This is a genomic window from Actinomyces denticolens (genome assembly GCF_002072185.1).
Classification (GTDB): Bacteria; Actinomycetota; Actinomycetes; order Actinomycetales; family Actinomycetaceae; genus Actinomyces; species Actinomyces denticolens.
In genome coordinates this window covers 99,134-120,715 of sequence record NZ_MVIW01000001.1, presented here as the reverse complement: position 1 = coordinate 120,715, position 21,582 = coordinate 99,134, and the positions used below count along the sequence as shown (strand labels likewise).

General features: G+C 71.8%; 19 protein-coding genes and 1 tRNA gene. 18 read left to right on the top strand and 2 right to left on the bottom strand.

Annotated features, from left to right (window positions below; all coding sequences use genetic code 11):
• The first annotated feature begins 17 nt into the window (after positions 1-17).
• From B1H55_RS00525 to pyk, 12 genes are all read left to right on the top strand, one after another.
• Positions 18-206: a ubiquitin-like protein Pup gene (locus B1H55_RS00525; protein WP_073451838.1), complete on the top strand. Its 189-nt coding sequence runs from the start codon at positions 18-20 to the stop codon at positions 204-206.
• A complete protein-coding gene (gene pafA, locus B1H55_RS00520; RefSeq protein ID WP_080461503.1) occupies positions 207-1,691 on the top strand; it encodes a Pup--protein ligase in 1,485 nt (494 codons plus the stop codon).
• On the top strand, positions 1,688-3,463 hold the full coding sequence (locus tag B1H55_RS12970) for an FKBP-type peptidyl-prolyl cis-trans isomerase (RefSeq protein WP_077241164.1): 1,776 nt from the start codon (positions 1,688-1,690) through the stop codon (positions 3,461-3,463). The genes pafA and B1H55_RS12970 overlap by 4 nt, the downstream gene beginning before the upstream one ends.
• A 40-nt stretch (positions 3,464-3,503) precedes the next feature.
• Positions 3,504-4,274: an imidazole glycerol phosphate synthase subunit HisF gene (gene hisF / locus B1H55_RS00510; protein WP_073451842.1), complete on the top strand. Its 771-nt coding sequence runs from the start codon at positions 3,504-3,506 to the stop codon at positions 4,272-4,274.
• A gap of 137 nt (positions 4,275-4,411) precedes the next feature.
• Positions 4,412-4,780, top strand: coding sequence for a DUF4190 domain-containing protein (locus B1H55_RS00505; RefSeq protein WP_096519446.1), 369 nt, complete (start codon positions 4,412-4,414; stop codon positions 4,778-4,780).
• Positions 4,755-5,237 carry a DUF2752 domain-containing protein gene (locus tag B1H55_RS00500; protein WP_240494171.1) on the top strand — a complete coding sequence of 161 codons (483 nt, stop codon included), beginning with the start codon at positions 4,755-4,757 and terminating at the stop codon, positions 5,235-5,237. Before B1H55_RS00505 ends, B1H55_RS00500 begins: the two co-directional genes overlap by 26 nt.
• Positions 5,238-5,320: 83 nt before the next feature.
• Positions 5,321-5,911: a hypothetical protein gene (locus B1H55_RS00495; protein ID WP_077241141.1), complete on the top strand. Its 591-nt coding sequence runs from the start codon at positions 5,321-5,323 to the stop codon at positions 5,909-5,911.
• Between the two features lie 53 nt (positions 5,912-5,964).
• Entirely contained in the window at positions 5,965-6,360 is a 396-nt protein-coding gene (gene hisI / locus B1H55_RS00490; RefSeq protein ID WP_073451846.1) for a phosphoribosyl-AMP cyclohydrolase, read from the top strand.
• 123 nt (positions 6,361-6,483) lie between these two features.
• Positions 6,484-8,475: an OPT family oligopeptide transporter gene (locus tag B1H55_RS00485; protein ID WP_077241140.1), complete on the top strand. Its 1,992-nt coding sequence runs from the start codon at positions 6,484-6,486 to the stop codon at positions 8,473-8,475.
• A 165-nt stretch (positions 8,476-8,640) separates the two neighbouring features.
• The gene (locus B1H55_RS00480; RefSeq protein ID WP_073451848.1) at positions 8,641-9,465 is read left to right on the top strand and encodes an indole-3-glycerol phosphate synthase TrpC; all 825 of its coding nucleotides are present in this window, start codon (positions 8,641-8,643) and stop codon (positions 9,463-9,465) included.
• A gap of 24 nt (positions 9,466-9,489) precedes the next feature.
• Entirely contained in the window at positions 9,490-10,404 is a 915-nt protein-coding gene (lgt, locus tag B1H55_RS00475) for a prolipoprotein diacylglyceryl transferase (RefSeq protein WP_073452018.1), read from the top strand.
• Between the two features lie 20 nt (positions 10,405-10,424).
• Positions 10,425-11,855 carry a pyruvate kinase gene (gene pyk, locus B1H55_RS00470; protein ID WP_073451850.1) on the top strand — a complete coding sequence of 477 codons (1,431 nt, stop codon included), beginning with the start codon at positions 10,425-10,427 and terminating at the stop codon, positions 11,853-11,855.
• 133 nt (positions 11,856-11,988) lie between these two features.
• On the opposite strand, the gene B1H55_RS00465 is transcribed toward pyk, so the two are convergent.
• A tRNA-Leu gene (locus tag B1H55_RS00465) sits at positions 11,989-12,062 on the bottom strand.
• A gap of 111 nt (positions 12,063-12,173) precedes the next feature.
• Here B1H55_RS00465 and B1H55_RS00460 point away from each other — a divergent pair.
• Positions 12,174-12,815 carry an ANTAR domain-containing response regulator gene (locus B1H55_RS00460; protein WP_073451852.1) on the top strand — a complete coding sequence of 214 codons (642 nt, stop codon included), beginning with the start codon at positions 12,174-12,176 and terminating at the stop codon, positions 12,813-12,815.
• Between the two features lie 99 nt (positions 12,816-12,914).
• On the opposite strand, the gene B1H55_RS00455 is transcribed toward B1H55_RS00460, so the two are convergent.
• On the bottom strand, positions 12,915-13,529 hold the full coding sequence (locus tag B1H55_RS00455; protein WP_073451854.1) for a PaaI family thioesterase: 615 nt from the start codon (positions 13,527-13,529) through the stop codon (positions 12,915-12,917).
• Between the two features lie 18 nt (positions 13,530-13,547).
• Between B1H55_RS00455 and polA the strand changes: the two genes are divergently transcribed.
• The 5 genes from polA to B1H55_RS00430 all read left to right on the top strand — a co-directional run bounded on the left by polA (position 13,548) and on the right by B1H55_RS00430 (position 21,529).
• On the top strand, positions 13,548-16,334 hold the full coding sequence (polA, locus tag B1H55_RS00450; RefSeq protein ID WP_077241139.1) for a DNA polymerase I: 2,787 nt from the start codon (positions 13,548-13,550) through the stop codon (positions 16,332-16,334).
• A 241-nt stretch (positions 16,335-16,575) separates the two neighbouring features.
• Positions 16,576-18,027: a 30S ribosomal protein S1 gene (gene rpsA, locus B1H55_RS00445; RefSeq protein WP_073451858.1), complete on the top strand. Its 1,452-nt coding sequence runs from the start codon at positions 16,576-16,578 to the stop codon at positions 18,025-18,027.
• Between the two features lie 181 nt (positions 18,028-18,208).
• A complete protein-coding gene (locus tag B1H55_RS00440; RefSeq protein WP_080461502.1) occupies positions 18,209-19,951 on the top strand; it encodes a hypothetical protein in 1,743 nt (580 codons plus the stop codon).
• Positions 19,935-20,810, top strand: a complete 876-nt coding sequence (coaE, locus tag B1H55_RS00435) for a dephospho-CoA kinase (RefSeq protein WP_331713099.1) — start codon at positions 19,935-19,937, stop codon at positions 20,808-20,810. The genes B1H55_RS00440 and coaE overlap by 17 nt, the downstream gene beginning before the upstream one ends.
• 80 nt (positions 20,811-20,890) lie before the next feature.
• Positions 20,891-21,529: a cation efflux transmembrane domain-containing protein gene (locus B1H55_RS00430; RefSeq protein ID WP_231952970.1), complete on the top strand. Its 639-nt coding sequence runs from the start codon at positions 20,891-20,893 to the stop codon at positions 21,527-21,529.
• Positions 21,530-21,582: the final 53 nt, after the last annotated feature.

Here is a 21,582-nt window from a genome sequence, read left to right as displayed (position 1 = left end):
AACGCGAAGGAACGACCATGACCAGCCAGGATGCGCAGCAGATCCGGCCCTCCGGCGGCGAGGGCGATACCGAGTCCGAGACCGTCGGCGCGGCCGGCCGGGTTCAGACCACCGGCGTCGACGCCATTCTCGACGAGATCGACTCCGTCCTGGAGACCAACGCGGCGGCCTTCGTCCAGGGATTCGTTCAGAAGGGCGGTCAGTGAGTGGGTCCCGCGGCTGACGGCGGGCGCCGCCCGTCCTCCCGGCGGATCGTCGGCATCGAGACCGAGTACGGCATCACCTGCGCCTCCACCACCGGCGGCGCGGTGCCGCTCGACGCCGATCACGCCGCGCGCGAGCTCTTCGCCCCTGTCATCGCCGCCCACCGGTCCTCCAACGTCTTCACCCGGGGCGGTGCCCGCCTCTATCTCGACGTCGGCTCCCACCCCGAGTTCGCCACCGCCGAGTGCGACCGTCTTGCCGACCTCCTCGCCCAGGACCGCGCCGGCGAGCTCACCATGGCCGATCTCGCCGCCCGGGCCAACGCCCGGCTCGCCTCCGCCGGCGTGCCCGGGCGCATCCACCTGCTCAAGAACAACCTCGACGCCGAGGGCAGCGGTTTCGGCTGTCACGAGAACTACCTCGTCCACCGCCGGGGGGATTTCTGGAACGACGCCCGTACCCTTGTCCCGCACCTGGTCACCCGCCAGATCCTCGTGGGCGCCGGGCACGTGCTGCCCGCCGACCCGGCCACCGGCGCCCCCGCCCGCTACGTCTTCTCCCAGCGGGCCGACCAGATGCACGACGCCGTCTCCTCGGCCACCACCCGCACGCGCCCCCTCATCAACACCCGCGACGAGCCCCACGCCGACGCCGAGCTCTACCGGCGCATGCACGTCATCGTCGGGGACTCCAACATCGCCCAGGGCTCCACCCTCCTCAAGACCGGGGCCATGGACCTCCTCCTGGACTACCTCGAGTCCGGGGGGGACCTGGCGGACCTCGAGCTCGCCGAGCCCATGCGCGCCATTCGGGACACCTGCCACGACCTCAGTGGGACGGCGCTCCTGGAGCGCAAGGACGGCCGCAGCATCACCGCCCTGGACCTCCAGGGGGAGCACCTGGCGCGCGTGCAAGCCCACGCCCGCGCCGAGCTCGACCTCAGTCCCCTCCAGACCGCCGTCATCGACCTGTGGGAGCGCGGCCTGGAGGCCCTGCGCGCGCAGGACCCCGGAGCCGTGGCCACCGAGCTCGACTGGGCCGCCAAGCACCAGCTCCTCAGCCGCTACGCCGAGCGCGCCGGCACCGGGCTCGACGACCCGCGCGTCACCCGCCTCGCGCTGGCCTACCACGACGTGTCCCCGGAGGAGGGGCTGCGGGCCCGCCTCGAGGCCGCCGGGATGCTGCGCCGCTACGTCGACGACGACGTCTGCCGGGCCGCGATGAGCACCCCGCCGGCAACGACGAGGGCGGCGCTGCGGGGCGCGGCGATCGGCCTGGCCCAGGATCTGCGCGCCGATCTGGCCGCTGACTGGGTCAACCTGCGCCTCGACGCCAGCTCGGGCGGGCAGGAGGTGCCGGCCATCGCCCTCCGCGATCCCTTCGCCACGCGGGATGAGAGAGTCGCTAAGCTCATGTCCTCCTTGAACGCGATGAGGCGTCGGAGCGCGGACGCCCTCCGCGTGGCCGTTCGAGAGGTTCCCCTATGACGAACCACGATGACAACGACGACGAGCTCGAGAGCACCCGTCCGCTGACCCGTCGTGAGCGCAGGGGCCTGGAGCGGCTGGGAGAGGCGCAGGCCGAGCGCCGCGCCGCTGCGGAGCGCCAGGCGGCCGAGCGCAGACGCGCGGCTGAGGCCCGTGCGGCCGAGCAGAGGGCCGAGGCGCGGCGGCGGGCGGCCGAGAAGCGGGCCGCCGAGCGCAGGGCGGCGGAGTTGCACGCTGAGCAGCAGCGGCAGGCCGCGGAGCGTCGCGCGGCCGAGGAGGCCCGCCTGAGGGCCCAGCGAGCGGAGGCCGCCCGCATCGAGGCGGCCCGCGCCGAGGCCGAGCGAGCGGAGGCGGAGAGGCTTGCGGCTGAGCGCATCGTCGCCCAGCGGCGGGCCGCGCAGGAGGCGCGACGGCGCGAGGCCGAGCGAGCGGAGGCGGCCCGAGCGGAGGCGGCCCGCCTCGAGGCTCTGCGCGCGCAGGCGCAGGAGCCTCTCGCCGACGACCGGTTCCCCGAGCTCCCGGCCGCCGCGCCCCGGCTCCCCGAGACGCGATTCTCCGAGGCCGGGCCCGTCCAACGGCGCGGGGCCCCCGATGGGTCCCCTGGCGGCGAGGCGGCGGAGGACGCGTCCGACGCCGCGGAGCCGCCCTCCACGACGGGCGGGCAGCGGGCGCTCGGCGCCGCGCTCAACCGATCCCGTCCCAGTGGCCATGCCGCACTCGTCCTCGTCTGCCTAGCGGTGGCGGCGATCATCATCCTCCCGCTGGCCCTGTCCATCGTGAACGGCAAATCGCCGGCCAGCAGGGCGGTGACGAGTCCCAGCGCCGCCGCCATGCTCCCGGCGGACACCCCGTTGGATCAGGCGATGAGCGTCTCCGGGCGCGTCGGCGCCAGACCGGTGGTCAAGCTGACGGCGCCGCTCAGCGCGCCATCCTCCCTCATCAAGGACACCCTCATCACCGGCGAGGGCCGTGTTCTCGAGCCAGGGGATGCCGCGCTTCTGTCCATCGCGACCTTCTCCGGCACGGACGGGAAGAACACGACCTCCCCCGGCGCGGACTCGGAGGGCAGCGAGCACGCCGGCCGTCGCCTGGTGAGCGTGAGCGTCGACCAGGCCTCCCTCAACGACCTCACCGACATCATCACCGGAACCACCGAGGGCACCCGGCTCGTCCTGCGCGGCCCGGTCGTCGTCGACGGCACGCCCTCCACGGAGATCACCGTCATCGATGTCCTGCCGACCACCGCCTCGGGCGCGGCTGTCGCGCCTCCCGCGGGCATGCCCGCCGTCATCCCCGGCGACGCCGGGGGAGTCACGCTCTCCCTGGCCGGGCTCCCCGCCCCCACCCGCTCCACCGCCGTCACACTCATCCAAGGCACGGGCGAGCAGGTCCACTCCGACAGCCGTGTCATCGCCCGTGTCCAGGCCGTCTCCTGGACCGACGGGAGCGTCATCACCAACGACTACGGCGCCACTGCCCTGCCCGTCTCCGTCGACTTGAGCAGCGCCAAGACCTATGCCGGCCTGAGGAATCACCTCGTGGACGTGCCCGTGGGCAGCAGGGTGGTCCTGGCCCTGCCCGCCGACCAGGCCCGGGGGGACAGGCCCGTCGCCGTCGTCGTCGATGTCCTCGCCATCGAGGATCCCAAGACGGATGCCCCCGGCACCGACCCGGCGGCCACGCCGACCGTCGGCTCCGATCCGGAGATATCGAGCCCGGCGCCCACTTCGGCGCCCACCCCCGCGGCGCCGGCCGCGACCGCCGGGAACTGACCCGGACCATGACCACACGAATTCCAGGAGCAGTGAATCCATGAGCGTCGCCGTCCGCGTCATCCCCTGCCTCGACGTCAAGGACGGGCGCGTCGTCAAGGGCGTCAACTTCCAGGGCCTGCGGGATGCCGGGGATCCCGTCGAACTCGCCCGCCGCTATGACGCCCAGGGCGCCGACGAGATCACCTTCCTGGACGTCTCCGCCTCCTCCGAGGGCCGCGCCACCATGATGGGCGTCGTCTCAGCCACCGCCGAGCAGGTCTTCGTGCCCCTGACCGTCGGCGGGGGAGTGCGCAGCGCGGACGACGTGGCCCGGCTCCTGCGCGCCGGCGCGGACAAGGTCGGGATCAACACCGCCGCCATCGCCCGCCCCGAGCTCCTGACAGAGGTCGCCGAGCGGTTCGGCAACCAGGTGATCGTCCTGTCCGTGGACGCCCGCCGCTGCCCCGACGGCGTGAGTACCCCCTCGGGCTACGAGGTCACCACCCACGGCGGCACCCGCTCAACCGGCATCGATGCCATCGAGTGGGCGGTGCGCGCCGCCGAGCTCGGCGCGGGGGAGATCCTGCTCAACTCCATGGACGCCGACGGCGTGACCGGCGGCTTCGACCTGGCCATGCTCGACGACGTCCGCCGGGAGGTGCGCGTCCCCCTCATCGCCTCGGGCGGCGCCGGCAGGCCCGAGGACTTCGCCGCAGCCGCCGACCACGGCGCCGACGCCGTGCTGGCCGCCAGCGTCTTCCACTACGGCGCGATGACCATCGGCCAGGCCAAGGACGCCCTGCGCGCTGCGGGGCACCCCGTTCGTTGAGCCCGTGGCGCGGACGCGGCTTGTTGCCGCGGCGCCCCGGCCTGTACGGTCGAGCGCGGACCCGAAGTCCGCAGCGCATGATGCGATACTCCTCGCTCCGGCAGGACCACTGCCATCGACTGACATGGAGGCTCCCGATGAGCAACTACCCCGACCCCTCCGACCCTCAGATCCCCGGCAACGGGATGCCCCAGTACCCCGGCCAGGGAGTCAACCCCTATGGGATGCCGAATGGCTTCGGCCCCGACCCGACTGGGAAGAACTGGATGGGCATCACTGCGCTCGTCTGCGGCTGCCTCATCTTCCTGTGCGGTCTCTTCACGGGGATCCCGGCGATCATCTTCGGCGCGCTGGGCATGAGCGCTGCCGGCAGGGGCGAGGCCACGAACAAGGGAATGGCTATTGCGGGTCTGGTCCTGGGCGTGATCTCAGTGGCTCTCACCATTTATGCGATCGCCACGGGCAGCCTTCAGGAAGCCATTGACTCCATCAACAACGCGAACTGACGCCCTGGTGTCCTGGGAGGGCCGTGCCTCCTCCCGTCGGGGAATCACCATCGCCGCAGCGGTGGCAGCCGCCTCCTGGGCATTGCCGGGGGCCCTCGTCATCCTCGGCGGCGCCCTCGATCCCAGTCACCTCTCGGGGATGCCCGACCTCTGCCCCACGCATCGCATCACCGGCTTCTGGTGCCCGCTGTGCGGAGGGACCCGTGCCACCGCCGCGCTCCTCCGCGGCGATCTGGGCACCGCGCTGGCCTACAACCCCTTCGCCCTGGCCACTGAGGTCGTCGCGGTCCTCTTCGTGGCCCGCTGGGCCGTGCGCCGACTGGTCGGGCGCCCCGGGGCGTTCCTCACCTCCGCCGAGGCGATCGGCTACGGCATCGCCTGTGCCGGATTCCTCGTCCTGCGCAACCTCCCAGGAATGTGGGAGCAGCTGAGCCCGCTGCTCGGGCCCCCTGGCTGAGAATGACGAGTCATCATCCAGCATCCGTCTCGTCCGGGATCGCTCCGCGGTGAACGATGATCGGCATATGGAAGGAATGGTCCATGGGAACTGAGAATGCGGCGCGCCCCGCCGACGGCTTCGATCCGAGCGCGGCGGGGTACGAGCCCTACTACCCCGACGCCCCCGCCGCCGGGGGCCCTCATCCTGCCGAGCGGTCCCATTTCGATGATCCCGCCCGGCAGGGGGACCGCGCGGAGCATTCGCCGTACTCATCGGCGGCCGGCGCGCCTGCCGCGGGGCATCCCTACTCGCCGTCCCCGGGGGCGCAGGCCCCCGGCTCCCCTCAGGCGCCCTACCCGGCGTACCCCACTGCGGCGGCCGACCCCTTCGCTCGGCCCTACGCCCCTCCCATGGCGCCCGTGCTCACGTATCCGCCGGGCTACAGGCCGCCCGATGAGATGAACTGGGCGGGCATCACCTCACTCGTCCTGGGGTGCGTCTCCCCCGGGCTGTCCGTGTTCGGGGCCATCACCGCCATCGCGGGTCTCATCCTCGGCATCATCGGGATCCTGGCCGCGAATGAGGGGAAGGCGACCAACAGGGGCATCGCGATCGGTGGCACCGCCGTCTCGGGCACCATCCTCGTCGGGGGCGCCGCATTGTTCGCCTGGGCCATCTCACTGGCCGACTAGCACTGCCGTCCGGCCATGCCCGGGCATGGCGCCCGGCGTGGGAGAATCCGCCCGTGAACCACGACGCGCCTCCCGCCGAGCCCCCGCTTCTCCCCGCGAGCATCGCCTCCCGCCTCAAGCGGGACGAGAAGGGCCTCGTGTGCGCCGTCGTCCAGCAGTGGGACACCCTGGAGGTCCTCATGGTCGGCTGGATGGACGATGAGGCCCTGCGACGCACCCTCACCGAGGGCCGCGTCACCTTCTGGTCCCGCTCCCGCCAGGAGTACTGGCGCAAGGGGGATACCTCCGGGCACGCCCAGTACGTCAAGGCCGCGAGCCTGGACTGCGACGGCGACGCCCTCCTCATCCAGGTGGACCAGGTGGGCGCCGCCTGCCACACGGGGGAGCGCACCTGCTTCGCCTCCGGCGGCGACCTGGGCGCCCAGGTCGGCGGGAGGCCCTCCGACTGACGCCGCCACCGGCCGGTACGCGTCGGAACGCCCGCCAGTGCTACGGTGCGATGGCATACCCGGTGCCGCGCGGATGCGCGGAGCCCCGGATGCTCAACCGAAACCGAGCAACGAGAGATTCTCATGTCCCCCTCGTCCACACAGGGCGCGTCGGCGGGCGCCAAGCCCGTCGCATCCCTTCCCATGAAGGAACTGACCCTCCGAGGCATTCTCATCGGCGGGATCATCACGATCATCTTCACCGCCGCGAACGTCTACCTCGGCCTCAAGGCGGGCCTGACCTTCGCCACCTCGATCCCGGCGGCCGTCATCTCCATGGCGATCCTGCGCTACTTCAAGGACCACACGGTCCAGGAGAACAACATCGTCCAGACCATCGCGTCCGCGGCGGGAACGCTGTCCGCGATCATCTTCGTCCTGCCGGGCCTCGTCATGGTCGGCTGGTGGCAGGGATTCCCGTACTGGCAGTCCGTGTTCGTCATCGCCCTGGGCGGGATCCTCGGCGTCATGTACTCCATCCCGCTGCGCCGCGCGCTCGTCACCCACTCCGACCTGCCCTACCCCGAGGGCGTGGCGGCGGCCGAGGTGCTCAAGGTCGGCGACACCCACGAGGGCGCCGATGAGTCGCGCCGCGGGCTCATGGCCATCATCTGGGGCGGGCTGTCCTCCGCCGGCTTCGCCATCCTCGGCTCCCTCAAGGCCGTGTCCACCGAGGTCTCCGGCGCCTTCAAGATCGGCGCGGGCGGCACGACGGCGGCCGGCTCCCTCTCGCTGGCGCTCATCGGCGTCGGCCACCTGGTCGGCATCGGCGTCGGCATCGCCATGATCGTCGGCCTGGTCATCTCCTACGGCGTGCTCCTGCCCATCCAGACCTCGGGCGAGCTCGACGGCGTCGAGGACCTCGCGGACGCCGTCGGCGCCGTCTTCAAGAGCGACGTGCGCCTCATCGGCGCCGGCACCATCGCCGTGGCCGCCGTGTGGACGCTCATCAAGCTCATGGGCCCGATCGTCACCGGCATCCGCGACTCGATCCGCTCCACGTCGCTGCGCGGATCCGGCCAGGAGGTCGACCTGACCGAGCGCGACCTGTCGGCCAAGGTCGTCATCGCCGTCACCCTGGCCTCCATGCTGCCCATCGGCGTGCTCCTGTGGCTCTTCGTCCAGGGCACCGCCATCGCGCACTCCGTCATCGGGCTCGTCATCGTCTCGATCATCTTCATCCTGCTCACCGGTTTGGCCGTGGCCTCGGTGTGCGGCTACATGGCCGGCCTCATCGGCGCCTCCAACTCGCCGATCTCCGGCGTCGGCATCATCGTGGCCATCGCCGCAGCGCTCGTCGTCAAGGCGGTCCACGGCTCCGTCCAGGGCGACCAGCTCTCCGCACTCGTCGCCTACACGCTGTTCACCGCGGCCGTCGTCTTCGGCATCGCGACGATCTCCAACGACAACCTCCAGGACCTCAAGACGGGCCAGCTCGTGGGCGCCACACCCTGGAAGCAGCAGGTCGCCCTCGTCATCGGCGTGGGCTTCGGCTCCATCATCATCCCGCCGGTCCTCAACCTCATGCAGAAGGCCTTCGGCTTCGCAGGCGCCCCGGGCGCGGGGGACAACGCCCTCGCCGCCCCGCAGGCCTCCCTCATCTCCGATCTCATCAAGGGGGTCTTCGGCGGTGACCTGAACTGGAACCTGCTGGGCCTGGGCGCCCTCATCGGCGTGGTCGTCATCATCATCAACGAGGTCCTGACCCGCACCACCAAGAACCTGTCCCTGCCGGGCCTGGCCGTCGGCATGGGCATGTACCTGCCCATGGCGATCACCATCATGATCCCCATCGGCGCGCTGCTCGGCCTCATCCACGACCGCTGGGCCGCCAAGCAGGCGGATCCCGAGCGGGCCAAGCGCATGGGCACCCTGGCCGCGACCGGCCTCATCGTCGGCGAGTCCCTGTGGGGCGTGGTCTACGCCGGCATCGTCGGCTTCTCCGGCAAGGAGGAGCCCCTGGCCATCGTGCCCGACAGCTTCGGGAGCATCGCCTACTGGCTCGGCCCGGTGGTCTTCGCCGCCGTGACGGTCGACATGTACTGGTACTCCCGCAAGGCGGCCGGTCGGGTCTGAGCGCCCACCGGCCCATGACCGGCCCGCCGACGAGCGCACGCGGCGCCCGGCGCGCGAATCCGTGCTGAGGATTTGCGCGCCGGGCGCCGCCTTAGGGACCATGGGAGCGGGTAACGATATGGGAACCGGCACAACGGGCCCCACTCAGACGCGAGGAGGTGCGCTGTGACATCCTTCGAGGAGATGGTCGTCTCCGCCCGCGCCGCCGTCGCGGAGCGCGAGTCACGGGTGCCTCTGGAGGAGATGCGGGACCGGGTCCGTGAGGCGGACAGCCCCACCAACGCCCTCGACGCCCTGCGCCCCCGCGCCGGCTCGATCTCCGTCATCGCCGAGGTCAAGCGCGCCACCGCCACGTTCGCCGATCTCAGCGGGGTCGGTGATGCCGCCGTTCTGGCCCGCTTCTACGCCGCCGGCGGCGCCGCCGGCGTCTCCGTGGTCACCGAGCCCGTGCGCTCCCACGGCCGCCTTGCGGACCTCGACGCCGTGCGAGCCAGCATCGACATCCCCATCCTCGTCAATGACCTCGTCGTCACCCCCTACCAGGTCCACGAGGCGAGGGTCCACGGGGGCGACCTCCTCCTCCTCGACGCCCGCCTCGAGCCGCTCGTCCTGGAGGCCCTCATCGAGCGCACGCACTCGCTCGGCATGCTCGCCGTCGTCGAGGCCCACTCCCGCCGCGAGGCGATCACCGCGGTGGAGACCGGTGCCCTGTGCGTGGCGGCCGACGCGCGCGATCCCCACACCGGGCAGGTGGACCACTGCCGATTCGAGCAGGTGGCCGAGGTCCTGCCCGCCTCCGTGCTGCGCGTGGCCACGGGAGGCGTGACCGGTCCCAGGGACGTCATGTCCTACGCCCGGCGGGGGGCCGATGTGGTGCTCGTGGGGGAGGCCGTCATCCGCTCCCAGGACCCCCAGCAGTTCGTCGCCGAGCTCGTCGCGGCGGGCAACCACCCCGCGCTCCAGAACGCCACGAACCGAGAGGTCAGCTGAGTGCCGCTTCCCACCGCCGTCGTCATGACCGCGTCCGCCCCCGCGTCGATCCCCAGCCCCGGCCAATCCGTCTGGCACCTCGGGCCCCTGCCGATCCGCGCTTACGCGATCTGCATCCTCGCCGGCGTCGTCCTCGCCGCGTGGTGGACGGACCGGCGCTACCGGGCCCGGGGAGGCCGGGCCGAGCTCGCGCTCGACACCGCCATGCTCACCGTGCCCGTCGGCATCATCTGCGCCCGCCTCTACCACGTCGTCACCTCGCCGGACGCCTACTTCGGGCCGAACGGCGACCTCTCGCGCATCCCGCGCGTCTGGGAGGGCGGCATCGGGATCTGGGGCGGTGTCGCCGGCGGCCTCATCAGCGGCGCCCTCTTCCTGCGCCACAGGGGCGTGCGCCTGGCGCCCTTCGCCGACGCCGTCGCCCCGGCACTCCTGGCCGCCCAGGCGATCGGCCGGTTCGGCAACTGGTTCAACCAGGAGCTCTTCGGCGGCCCCACCACGCTCCCCTGGGGGCTCGAGATCGACCGGCGCCATCTGCCCGTCGGCTATGCGCCCGGCACGCTCTTCCACCCGACCTTCCTCTACGAGGCGCTGTGGTCGGCCATGGGCGTGTGCGCCCTGCTGTGGCTCGAGCGGCGCCTGCGCTCGAGCGGGGCCTGCGGCGGGCGCCTCCTGTGGGCCTATCTCATGGTTTACACGGCCGGCCGCGCCTGGGTGGAGCACCTGCGGATCGACGAGGCCCAGCGGGTCCTCGGCCTGCGCCTCAATGAGTGGACCTCGCTCGTGATCTTCGTCGTCGGGCTCATCGGGTTCATCGTCGTCACCCGCCGCGGCCCCAGCGACGCGATCATCGCCGACGGCGCCACTGCGGGCCGATCCGACGCGCCCGCCCGTGAGAAGCCCGACGATCCGAGCGGCCCTCGCCGTGCCGCGGACTGAACTCGGCTAGCATATGGGCCATGCGTAGAGCCAAGATCGTCTGCACCCTCGGTCCCGCCACAGATTCCCCCGATCAGGTACAGGCTCTCGTGGACGCGGGCATGAACGTCGCCCGCATCAACCGCTCCCACGGCAGCGCCGAGGACCACGAGAAGGTCATCGCGCGCGTGCGCCAGGCGGCCGAGGCCTCCGGCCGATCCATCGCCGTCCTCGTGGACCTCCAGGGGCCCAAGATCCGCCTCGGCCGCTTCGTGGGCGACCAGAAGGTCATGCTCAACAAGGGCGACGAGTTCACCATCACCACGGATGACGTGCTCGGCACCGTCAAGCGCTCCTCCACCACCTTCAAGGGCCTGCCGGGGGACTGCCGCCCCGGCGACCGCCTCCTCATCGACGACGGCAACGTGGCCGTGCGCGTCACCGCCGTCACGGACACCGACGTGGTCACGAGGGTCGAGGTCCCCGGCTACGTCTCCAACAACAAGGGCATCAACCTGCCCGGCGTGGCGGTCTCCGTGCCGGCGCTCAGCGAGAAGGACCGCGAGGACCTGCGCTGGGCGCTCGAGGTCGGCGCTGACATCATCGCCCTGTCCTTCGTGCGCGATGCCAACGACGTCAAGGACGTCCACGAGATCATGGACGAGGTGGGCACGCGCATCCCCGTCATCGCCAAGATCGAGAAGCCCCAGGCGGTCGAGCACCTCCTGGAGATCGTCGACGCCTTCGACGGCATCATGGTGGCCCGCGGGGACCTCGGCGTGGAGATGCCCCTCGAGGCCGTGCCGCTGGTGCAGAAGCGCGCCATCGAGCTGGCCCGGCGCAATGCCAAGCCGGTCATCGTCGCCACCCAGGTGCTGGAGTCGATGATCCAGAACCCGCGCCCGACGCGCGCCGAGGCCTCGGACTGCGCCAATGCCATTCTCGACGGCGCCGACGCGGTCATGCTCTCCGGCGAGACCTCCGTGGGCGCCTACCCGATCGAGGCCGTGCGCACGATGGCCAACATCATCGAGAACGTGGAGGAGCACGGTGGCGAGCGCATCGCCCCACTGGGCTCCTTCCCGCAGACGCGCGGCGGCGCCCTGACGCGTGCCGCTGCCGAGATGGGCGAGCAGCTCGGTGCCGACTACCTCGTCACCTTCACCCAGTCCGGTGACACGGCCCGCCGCCTGTCCCGCCTGCGCTCGCCCATCCCGCTGCTGGCCTTCACGCCGCTGTCGACGACGCGCAACCAGCTCGCTGTCTCCTGGGGCGTGCAGACCTTCGAGGTGCCCGAGGTCCGGCACACCGATGAGATGGTGGCCCAGGTGGACAAGACCCTCCAGGACAAGCACCTCGCGCAGGTCGGCGACTCCGTGGTGATCGTCGCCGGCATGCCCCCGGGCACCCCGGGCTCCACGAACTCCATCCGCGTCCACACCGTGGGGGAGACTGCCGACTACCTCGGCTGAGGCGGGCCGCTGCGGTGCCGCAGCGCGCCGGGCGGGTCCGCGCCCACCGGTGCGATATTCACCCACTGGTGCGGGCAGGACGCACCAGTGGGTGCATTCCGCGCCTCTCGGTGCGAGAGGCGCTCCTCAGCGGTACCTCCGGTGGGACTCGAACCCACAACACTCCGATTTTGAGTCGGATGCCTCTGCCAGTTGGGCTACGGAGGCGCGCGACGACCAGGGCCGCCACGCGGTGGCACCGGGCAGTGACCGGCTCGTGTCCCGCTGTGTCACTGTGTTTGGCCCACCACGTACGACGATCATACTAGACTCATCCTCGTGAGTAACGAGTCCAGCACTAGCGCCCGTCGGGTTCTCGTCGCCGAGGACGAGACCCTCATCCGCCTTGACATCGTCGAGACCCTCACCGAGGCCGGCTACGAGGTCGTCGCCGAGGCCGCTGATGGGGAGGAGGCCGTCCGCCTCGCAGGCGAGCAGGAACCGGACCTGTGCGTCATGGACGTCAAGATGCCCGTCATGGACGGCATCACCGCCGCCGAGCAGATCATCGAGAAGCACGGCTGCGCCGTTGTCATGCTCACCGCCTTCTCCCAGACCGAGCTCGTCGAGCGCGCCAGCGCCGCCGGCGCCATGGCCTACGTCGTCAAGCCCTTCACCCCCGCGGACCTCCTGCCCGCCCTCGAGATCGCCTTCTCCCGCCACGAGGAGATCGCCTCCCTCGAATCCGAGATCGCCGACCTCAACGAGCGCTTCGAGACGCGCAAGCGGGTCGATCGCGCCAAGGGGCTCCTCATGGAGCGCATGGGCCTGTCCGAGCCCGAGGCCTTCCGCTGGATGCAGAAGACCTCCATGAACCGTCGCCTGACTATGCGCGAGGTCGCCGACGCCGTCATCGAGCAGGTCGGCTCCGCCAAGGGCGCCGGGAAGCCGGCCAAGGCCACCAAGAGCGCTGACGCCTGAGCGGGCCCGAGCAGCCCCGGCGACTCAGACCGGCGCGCCGTTCAGCGCTCGGGCGGCATCGGCGCGCGAGCGCCCTCCTCACCTGAAGGGGGCCCCGCGTCAGACGAACATGCTCCGCAGCGTGCCCCTGGCGGCGATCCTGCCCTCGTCGTCACTGACGACCACCTCGTAAACGCACGTCCTCCTGCCCACGTGAACGGGCTGCGCCACGGCCGTCACCCAGCCCTGCCTCACCGGGCGCAGGTGGCTGACCTGCAGATCCGCGCCCATGGGCAGTGTCCCCTCCGGCGCCGCCCGTCGGGCCGCGAAGGAGGCCGCCGTCTCGATGAGCGAGGCGCTCGCGCCCCCGTGCAGCACCCCCGAGACCTGCCGGGCCCCCTCGACGGGCATCCGCATGACCGTGCGCTGGGCGCCGAGCATGACCACCTGCATCCCCAGGGTCGCCATGAGGGTCCCCGCCTCTCGGTCCTCCATCGCCGTCCCCACGGCGGAGGCCGCCGACACGGCCGAGCCGGCCGGCATGGGCACGGGGAACTGCCTCGTCCGACGAGGCGGGAAGGCCGCCGTGACCTCGGGCGACTCCGCCGATTCCCCGCTGGCGCCCGCCCCGCTCGGCCAGGCGGCCGCATCGGGGCTGACCGGGCTGGGGGCCGTCTCCGCGTCGGAGGAGGCGGGGCGGTCGGTCGGGAGGGCGCTGGGACTCATGTCGCTCATACCCCGTAGGCTGGCACGGTGAGCACCTCCACGACCAGACCCGCACCCTCATCGCAGGCTGGAGCGGCCCGCCGTCTGCTCCTCATCGACGGCCACTCCATGGCCTTCAGGGCCTACTACGCCCTGCCAGTGGAGAATTTCACGACCTCCACCGGCCAGGCCACCAACGCCGTTCACGGTTTCGCCTCCATGCTGCTCTCCCTCGTCGAGCAGGAGGCCCCCACGCATGTGGCCGTCGCCTTCGACCTGGCCGGGGGGACCTTCCGCACGGAGGAGTACTCCGAGTACAAGGGCACCCGCGACGCCACGCCCGAGCCCTTCATCGGGCAGGTCGAGCTCATCCAGGAGGTCCTCGACGCGATGGGCGTGCGCTGGCTCACCAAGGAGCGCTACGAGGCCGACGACATCCTCGCCACGCTGGCCGCCGCCGGCCAGGAGGAGGGCATGGAGGTCCTCCTGTGCTCCGGCGACCGCGACTCCTTCCAGACCGTCACCGAGCGCTGCACCGTGCTCTACCCGATCAAGGGCGTGTCCACTCTGCGCCGCATGACTCCCGCCGAGGTCGAGGAGCGCTACGGCGTCACCCCCGAGCGCTATCCGCACCTGGCCGCGCTCGTGGGGGAGACGAGCGACAACCTGCCCGGCGTGCCCGGGGTCGGGCCCAAGACCGCCGCGAAGTGGATCGCCCAGTACGACGGCCTCGATGGCGTCATCGCCTCCGCCGATCGGATCAAGGGCAAGGCGGGCCAATCGCTGCGCGACCACCTCGACGACGTCCTGCGCAACCGCCGCCTCAACCGGCTCCTGACCGACCTCGACCTCGGCATCGACCCCGCCCGGGACCTGGAGTACCTGGGCGCCGACCGCGCCGCCCTCACCCGGGTCATGGAGGCCCTGGAGTTCCGCACCATCCTTCAGCGCGCCCAGCGCGTCCTGCCCTTCGCCGATACCTCCGACCATGGCCCCCAGGGCTCGGCCGCCCCTCAGGGCCCCGCCGCCGCCCTGGAGGCGCTCGCGCCGCGGGTCCTGGGCCATGGCCTCGAACCCGGCCATCTCGCCGAGGCGCTCCAGGGCCTGGCCGAGAGCGCGCTCGGCCTCCACGTCATCGGGGACCTGCGCCCGGGCCTCGGCGACCCGCGCCTCGTGGCCCTGTCCGACGGCGAGTGCGCCGTCGTCGCCGATCCCTCCCTGCTCCTGCCGGATGACGAGCGGGCCCTCGGAGCGCTCCTGGCCGATCCCGCGCGGCGCCTCGTCGTCGCCGACGCCAAGGGCGCCACCCACGCCTTGGCCGCACGGGGCTTCGAGCTGCGCGGCGTGGCCGCCGACCCCGCCCTCGCCGGGTACCTGTGCCGCCCCGAGCAGCGCAGCTACGACGTCGACAGCCTCGTTCAGCGCTGGCTCGGCATCGATCTGGCCGGCATGGAGGACGATGCCGGCGCCGAGGAGGGCCAGCAGGGCTTCGACCTCGACGCCCTCGCCGATAGCGCGATCCCCGCCGAGGCCCTGCGCGCCGCGCGCCGCGCCGCCGCGCTCCTGCCGCTCCAGGAGGCCCTCGAGGCCCAGATGGAGCGGCGCGGGGCCGCCGTCCTCTTCACCGGCCTCGAGATGCCCGTCTCGGAGTGCCTGGGCAGGATGGAGGCCCTGGGCATCGCCGTCGACGACGACGTCCTGGCCGCCCGGCAGGCCGAGCTCGACGGGCGCGTCAACCACGCCCAGGCGGCCGCCTTCGAGGCCGCCGGCCATGAGCTCAACCTCTCCAGCCCCAAGCAGCTCCAGGCCGTTCTCTTCGACGAGCTCGGCATGCCCAGGACCCGCAGGACCAAGACCGGCTACACCACGGATGCCGGCGCCCTGGCCGAGCTCTACGCCAAGACCGGCCATCCCTTCCTCGCCCAGCTCCTGGAGCACCGCGACGCCATCAAACTGCGCCAGACCGTCGAGGGACTGCGCAAGGCCATCCAGCCCGACGGCCGCATCCGCACCACCTTCCAGCAGACCATCGCCGCCACCGGGCGCCTGTCCTCAATCGACCCCAACCTGCAGAACATCCCCGCCCGCACCGAGGAGGGCAGGCGTATCCGCGAGGCCTTCACCGTCGGCGAGGGCTACGAGTGCCTCATGACGGCGGACTACTCCCAGATCGAGATGCGCATCATGGCGCACCTGTCCGGGGACGAGGCCCTCATCGAGGCCTTCCGCTCAGGCGAGGACCTGCACCGCTACGTGGCCGCCCTCGTCCACCGCATCGACGTCGACGACGTCACCGCCGAGCAGCGCGGCCACGTCAAGGCCATGAGCTACGGCCTGGCCTACGGGCTGTCCACCTACGGCCTGGCCAAGCAGCTCGGCATCGAGAACACCGAGGCAATGGCGCTGCGCGACGCCTACTTCTCCCGCTTCGGTCGCGTCCACGACTACCTCGAGGCCGTCGTGGACCAGGCGCGCCACGACGGCTACACGCAGACCATGCTCGGGCGCCGCCGCTACCTGCCGGACCTGGGCAGCGACAACCGCCAGCGCCGCGAGATGGCCGAGCGCGCCGCTCTCAACGCCCCCATCCAGGGATCGGCCGCCGACATCGTCAAGCGCGCGATGGTGGACGTCGCCGAGGCTCTGACGGGGCGGGGCCTGGCCAGTCGGATCCTCCTGCAGATCCACGACGAGCTCCTCCTCGAGATCGCGCCGGGGGAGGGCGGCGCCGTCGAGGAGCTCGTGAAGGAGCGCATGGGGGGCGCCATCTCACTGTCCGTGCCCCTCGACGTCTCCGTGGGGAGCGGCCGCACCTGGCGCGATGCCGCCCATTGAGCCCCTGCCTGTGAGGGAATCCATGATGACGCGCGCGCCAGGGCTGTGGGAACCTCAGGGTTCCGAAACGCCGACGGCCTGGTAGAGTTCGATGCGTGCGCCCCGCGGGCGGATCGCCCTCTCATGAGGTCTGATGATCGGCCCGACCGCACGATGACGCCAGTCCGGGCTGTCTCATCGAACGGGGGACGCATGGCATCTATCGTCCCGACCCTCAAGTCCGTTTCGGAGCAACCCCTACATGACCAACAACACGCCCAGCCCTGCCCCGGTCGCCGTCAACGACATCGGCTCGACCGAGGACATCCTCGCCGCCGTCGACGAGACCATCAAGTACTTCGATGACGGCGACATCGTCGAGGGCACTGTCGTCAAGGTCGACCACGACGAGGTCCTCCTCGACATCGGCTACAAGACCGAGGGCGTCATCCTCGCTCGTGAGCTGTCCATCAAGCACGACGTCGACCCCGACGAGATCGTCTCCGTCGGCGACGAGATCGAGGCCCTTGTGCTCCAGAAGGAGGACAAGGAGGGGCGTCTGCTGCTGAGCAAGAAGCGCGCCCAGTACGAGCGCGCCTGGGGCACCATCGAGCGCGTCAAGGAGGAGGACGGCGTCGTCACCGGCTCCGTCATCGAGGTCGTCAAGGGCGGCCTCATCCTGGACATCGGCCTGCGCGGCTTCCTGCCCGCCTCCCTGGTCGAGATGCGCCGCGTCCGCGACCTCCAGCCCTACGTGGGCCGCGAGCTCGAGGCCAAGATCATCGAGCTGGACAAGAACCGCAACAACGTGGTCCTCTCCCGCCGCGCCTTCCTCGAGCAGACCCAGTCCGAGGTCCGCACCAACTTCCTGCAGACCCTCGGCAAGAGCCAGGTCCGCACCGGTGTGGTCTCCTCCATCGTCAACTTCGGCGCCTTCGTGGACCTGGGCGGCGTCGACGGCCTCGTCCACGTCTCCGAGCTGTCCTGGAAGCACATCGACCACCCCTCCGAGGTCGTCGAGGTGGGTCAGGAGGTCACCGTCGAGGTTCTCGACGTCGACTTCGACCGCGAGCGCGTCTCCCTGTCGCTGAAGTCCACGCAGGAGGACCCGTGGCAGGCCTTCGCCCGCACCCACGCCATCGGCCAGGTCGTCCCCGGCAAGGTCACCAAGCTCGTCCCCTTCGGCGCATTCGTCCGCGTCGAGGACGGCATCGAGGGCCTCGTCCACATCTCCGAGCTCGCCCAGCGCCACGTCGAGGTGCCCGAGCAGGTCGTCAAGGTCGGTGAGGACGTCTTCGTCAAGGTCATCGACATCGACCTCGAGCGCCGCCGGATCTCCCTGTCCCTCAAGCAGGCCAACGAGGGCGTCGACCCCGCCGGCGAGGACTTCGACCCCTCGCTCTACGGCATGGCCGCCGAGTACGACGAGAACGGCAACTACAAGTACCCCGAGGGCTTCGACCCGGAGACCAACGAGTGGCTCGAGGGCTTCGAGGCCCAGCGCGAGGCCTGGGAGGCCGAGTACGCGGCCGCCCACGCCCGCTGGGAGGCTCACAAGGCCCAGGTGGCCAAGGCTCAGGAGGAGGACCAGGATTCCGGCGAGGCCGTTCCCGCCGGTTCCACCTCCTACTCCTCGGCCCCTGCCGAGGCCACGGGTACCCTCGCCTCCGACGAGGCCCTGGCCGCCCTGCGCGAGAAGCTGACCGGCAACTGAGCGGCCGCGCGACGCGCGTTTCACTCCGATGGCGCCCCCGGCCCACAGCGGCCGGGGGCGCTCTCACGTCAGGAGCGTGTCATGTCTGGCAGTGCTCCCCATCGTGAATGCTCTAGTCTCTATGCGAGGCTGAACCAGGGCGGTGCCCTGCCGCCGCAGTCGACCCCTGAGAGGCAGGATGATGAGCTGGTCCGACGACTCCGAGGCCCTGCGCGGTATTGAGGAGCCGCGGTCCCCCGCCGGGGCCGCTGCCTTCCTCACCGCGATGACCTCGGCATTCGACGGCTCCGATCCCACGGATCCCGGGCGCCGGGAGGAGCTTCGGCGCTCCGGGCTGGGGGAGGCCCTGGCCGAGGTCGACCGGGACGCGCTCGTCGCCCTCGCCGAGGACCCCCGCCTGAGCAGGGATGAGATCGAGGCCGCCATCAGCCACTGCATCGGCGTCCGACGCGCGGCCGGCGCCTCCGAGGCCCCCACGCGCTACGCCCGCATCGAGATGTGCGCGGCGCTCGGCCAGCGCGCCGAGGCCCTCAGCGAGCTCCGCGAGGCCAGGCTCTTCGCCATGGGGGATATCGACCCGCGGGTCACCCTGGCGGCGGCCACGTTCAACGATGACTTCTCCGGCGTCATCCGCACCGCCTCCTCGGCCACGCTGCGCAAGATCGCAGACCCCTCCGCCGCCGCGGAGGGACTGTCCTCCAGCCTCCTGCCGTATCTCGCGCAGGGGCGCCGAGTCGAGGGCGAGGACGCGCTCGCCACCCTCGACACCCTCGAGACGCCAGGCTGGCAGCGCCTGCGCGTGCTCGGCCGGCGACTGGAGTACATGGCCCTGGCCGGCCAGTGGGAGCGGGCCATGGCCGTCATGCGCCACACCGATCTCAAGAACGGCTCGCAGTCCACCGCATGGACGCTCATGAACACCGCGGCCTGCATGGCGCTCGTCCTGCGCGAGGCCGTGCGTGCCGGTTACGGCCAGAACGCCCTGGGGGCCGCTGTGCAGTTGCGCTCCGAGCTCGGCCCCGAGCTCGCCCTGACGGGATGGGACACAGTTGCCCACGCCTACGACATGGCCACCACCTTCGCCCGAGTCCTGGCCCGGATCTTCGATGAGCGCAACGGCGGCAACGGCGTCTCGGAGCGGATCGAGACGCGAATGGCCGCCGAGGCCTCCAGCCTGCGCAACCGCTCCTACGGCACCATGACCGGCGGCTTCGGCATGCAGGCCGAGACGGCCGCCAACCGCGCGACCCTCGTCCAGGAGACCCAGGAGCTGCTCGTCCTGGCCCGCGGCTACGGGCTCGGAGCGGTGCGCGAGCGGGCCATGCGCACCGCGGAGATGGTCAGCGACTCCCTCGCCGCGGGCATCGACGAGACCCAGCTCGAGGTCATCATCGAGCTTCGCGTCGTCTTCGCCCGCCTCCTGCTCGCCCTGGGCGCCACCGAGCGGGCCGAGGGCGAGGCGCTGCGCACGGCGGAGCTGTGCCTGTCCCAGGGCTGGCAGGAGATCGCCTGCGCCTCCTATGTGACGGCGGGGCGAGCGGCCTCGGAGCGTCACGAGGCCTCCTCCGCCCGGGAGCACGCCAACCGGGTCAGCGACATCCTCGGCGACTGGGGCACCAGTCGTATGAGCGAGCGCCTGACCGTGCTGGTCGAGGCCATCGGGGATCACGCCAGTTCGGTCCTCCTCCTGACCGATCTCGCCGAGCGCACCTGCCAGAACGTTGAGCAGGACAACACCCTGGCCGCCCCCACTCGCGAGGCCTGCCGCAAGGCCCGGTCCGAGCTCGGCAAGGTCGGCCGCGCGCCCGAGGGCGTCGAGGCCCGCCTGACCGCCGTCGAGGAGAGGATCGCCCCCTACGGCCGCGGCCGAGGAGGCCGCCACCGCGCCGCCGGATCAGCTGCCACCGATGACTCGCCCGCCTGATGTGGCGATCGGGCTGAGACCGGGCCAGGTCACGGCGTCCCTGGTGGGCAGGCTGCGCGCTCACGGCCATCCCTTCGCCCTCGCCGATCTCGGAGGGCCCGCTCCGGGCCCCATCATCCGCCTCCCCGACCCCGGCTCCCTCCCTCCCCGTGCGGCCGAGCGCGCCCTGCTCGCCCTCATCGGGGAGATGACCGGGATCATCACCCGCCGCCGCGCCTTCGCCGCAGGCTCGGGCAGGCTCTCCGCGCCCCGCGGCGATCGCGCCCTGCGCGTGGGGCTCACCGGCGGCATCGGCACCGGCAAGTCCACCGTCGCCCGCCTCCTCGCCGAGCGCGGGGCGGGCGTCGTCGACGCCGACGCGATCGCCAGGGAGGTCCTCGTCCCCGGTGGCGAGGGCATGGCGGCCGTGATCGCGGCCTTCGGCGCCGGAGTGCTCCACCCTGACGGCTCGCTGGACAGGGGCGCGCTGGCCGCCCGCATCTTCGGCGACGCCGTCGCCCGGGCGCGCCTCGACGCCATCACCCTCCCGCGCATCGCCGAGCTCGCCGCGTTCCGCCTGGAGGCCGTCCCCGCAGGCGGGGTCGCCGTCTACGACGTCCCCCTTCTCGCCGAGAGCGGCATCGCGGACCTCTTCGACTGCGTGCTCGTCGTCGAGAGCCCGATGCCCCTGCGCCTCGCTCGCCTGGAGGGGCGCGGCCTGCCGCGGGCCCAGGCGGTGGCCCGCATCGGCGTCCAGGCCACCGATGCCGAGCGCCGCGCGCTCGCCGACGCCGTCCTCGTCAACGACGGCGCCCTCGAGGACCTGGCCGACGGCGTCGCTCGGCTCTGGGACCGCTGGGCGGGGCACGCTCTGCCCTGACCGGAGCACTGGGCACCGCTGTGACGCGGACCGCTCGGCACGGGGCGGGGCCCGCGTCCGAGCCCGGGTACGGTGGCGCCGTGACTGCCACCACTGACGACCCCGACCTGGGGCTCACCGCCTCCCGCCTCGACGCGCGAGCCCGGCGCCTCGTCGCGATCGTCGCCGGCCTCAACCTGCTGGGCATGCTCATCGAGATCGTCGTCGCCTCCCTCATCGGCTCGGCGTCCCTGTTCGCCGACGCTGCGGACTTCCTCGAGGACTTCCTCATCAACCTGCTCGTCGCCGTGGCCATGGGCTGGTCCACGCGCAGTCGCAGGAGGGCCGGCCGCCTCCTGGCCGGACTCATCCTCCTGCCGGCCGCCGCCGCCCTCGCCACGGCTGCGGCCAGGCTCGTCACCGGGGTCCCGCCCGAGGGCGGGACCCTGTCGGCCACTGCGGTCCTCGCCCTCGTCCTCAATGCCGTGTGCGCCCTGGCGCTCATGAGTCTGCGCGCCGGGGGAGGGGCGCTCGTGCGCGGCGCCTGGCTCGCCGCGCGCAACGACGTCCTGGCCAACGTCCTCATGATCGCCGCCGGGGCGCTCACGCTCGTGTGGGCGAGCGTGTGGCCCGACGTGGTCGTGGGCGCTGTCATGGCCCTGGTCAACCTGCGCGCCGCCGGTGAGGTTCTCGAGCAGGCCCGCTCCGAGGACCCCGAGCTCGAGCTCGCCGAGGACTAGCGCGGGAACGGGCGCGCGGGGGCGGCGGCCCGTCGCCCCCGCCGATCGCGCGC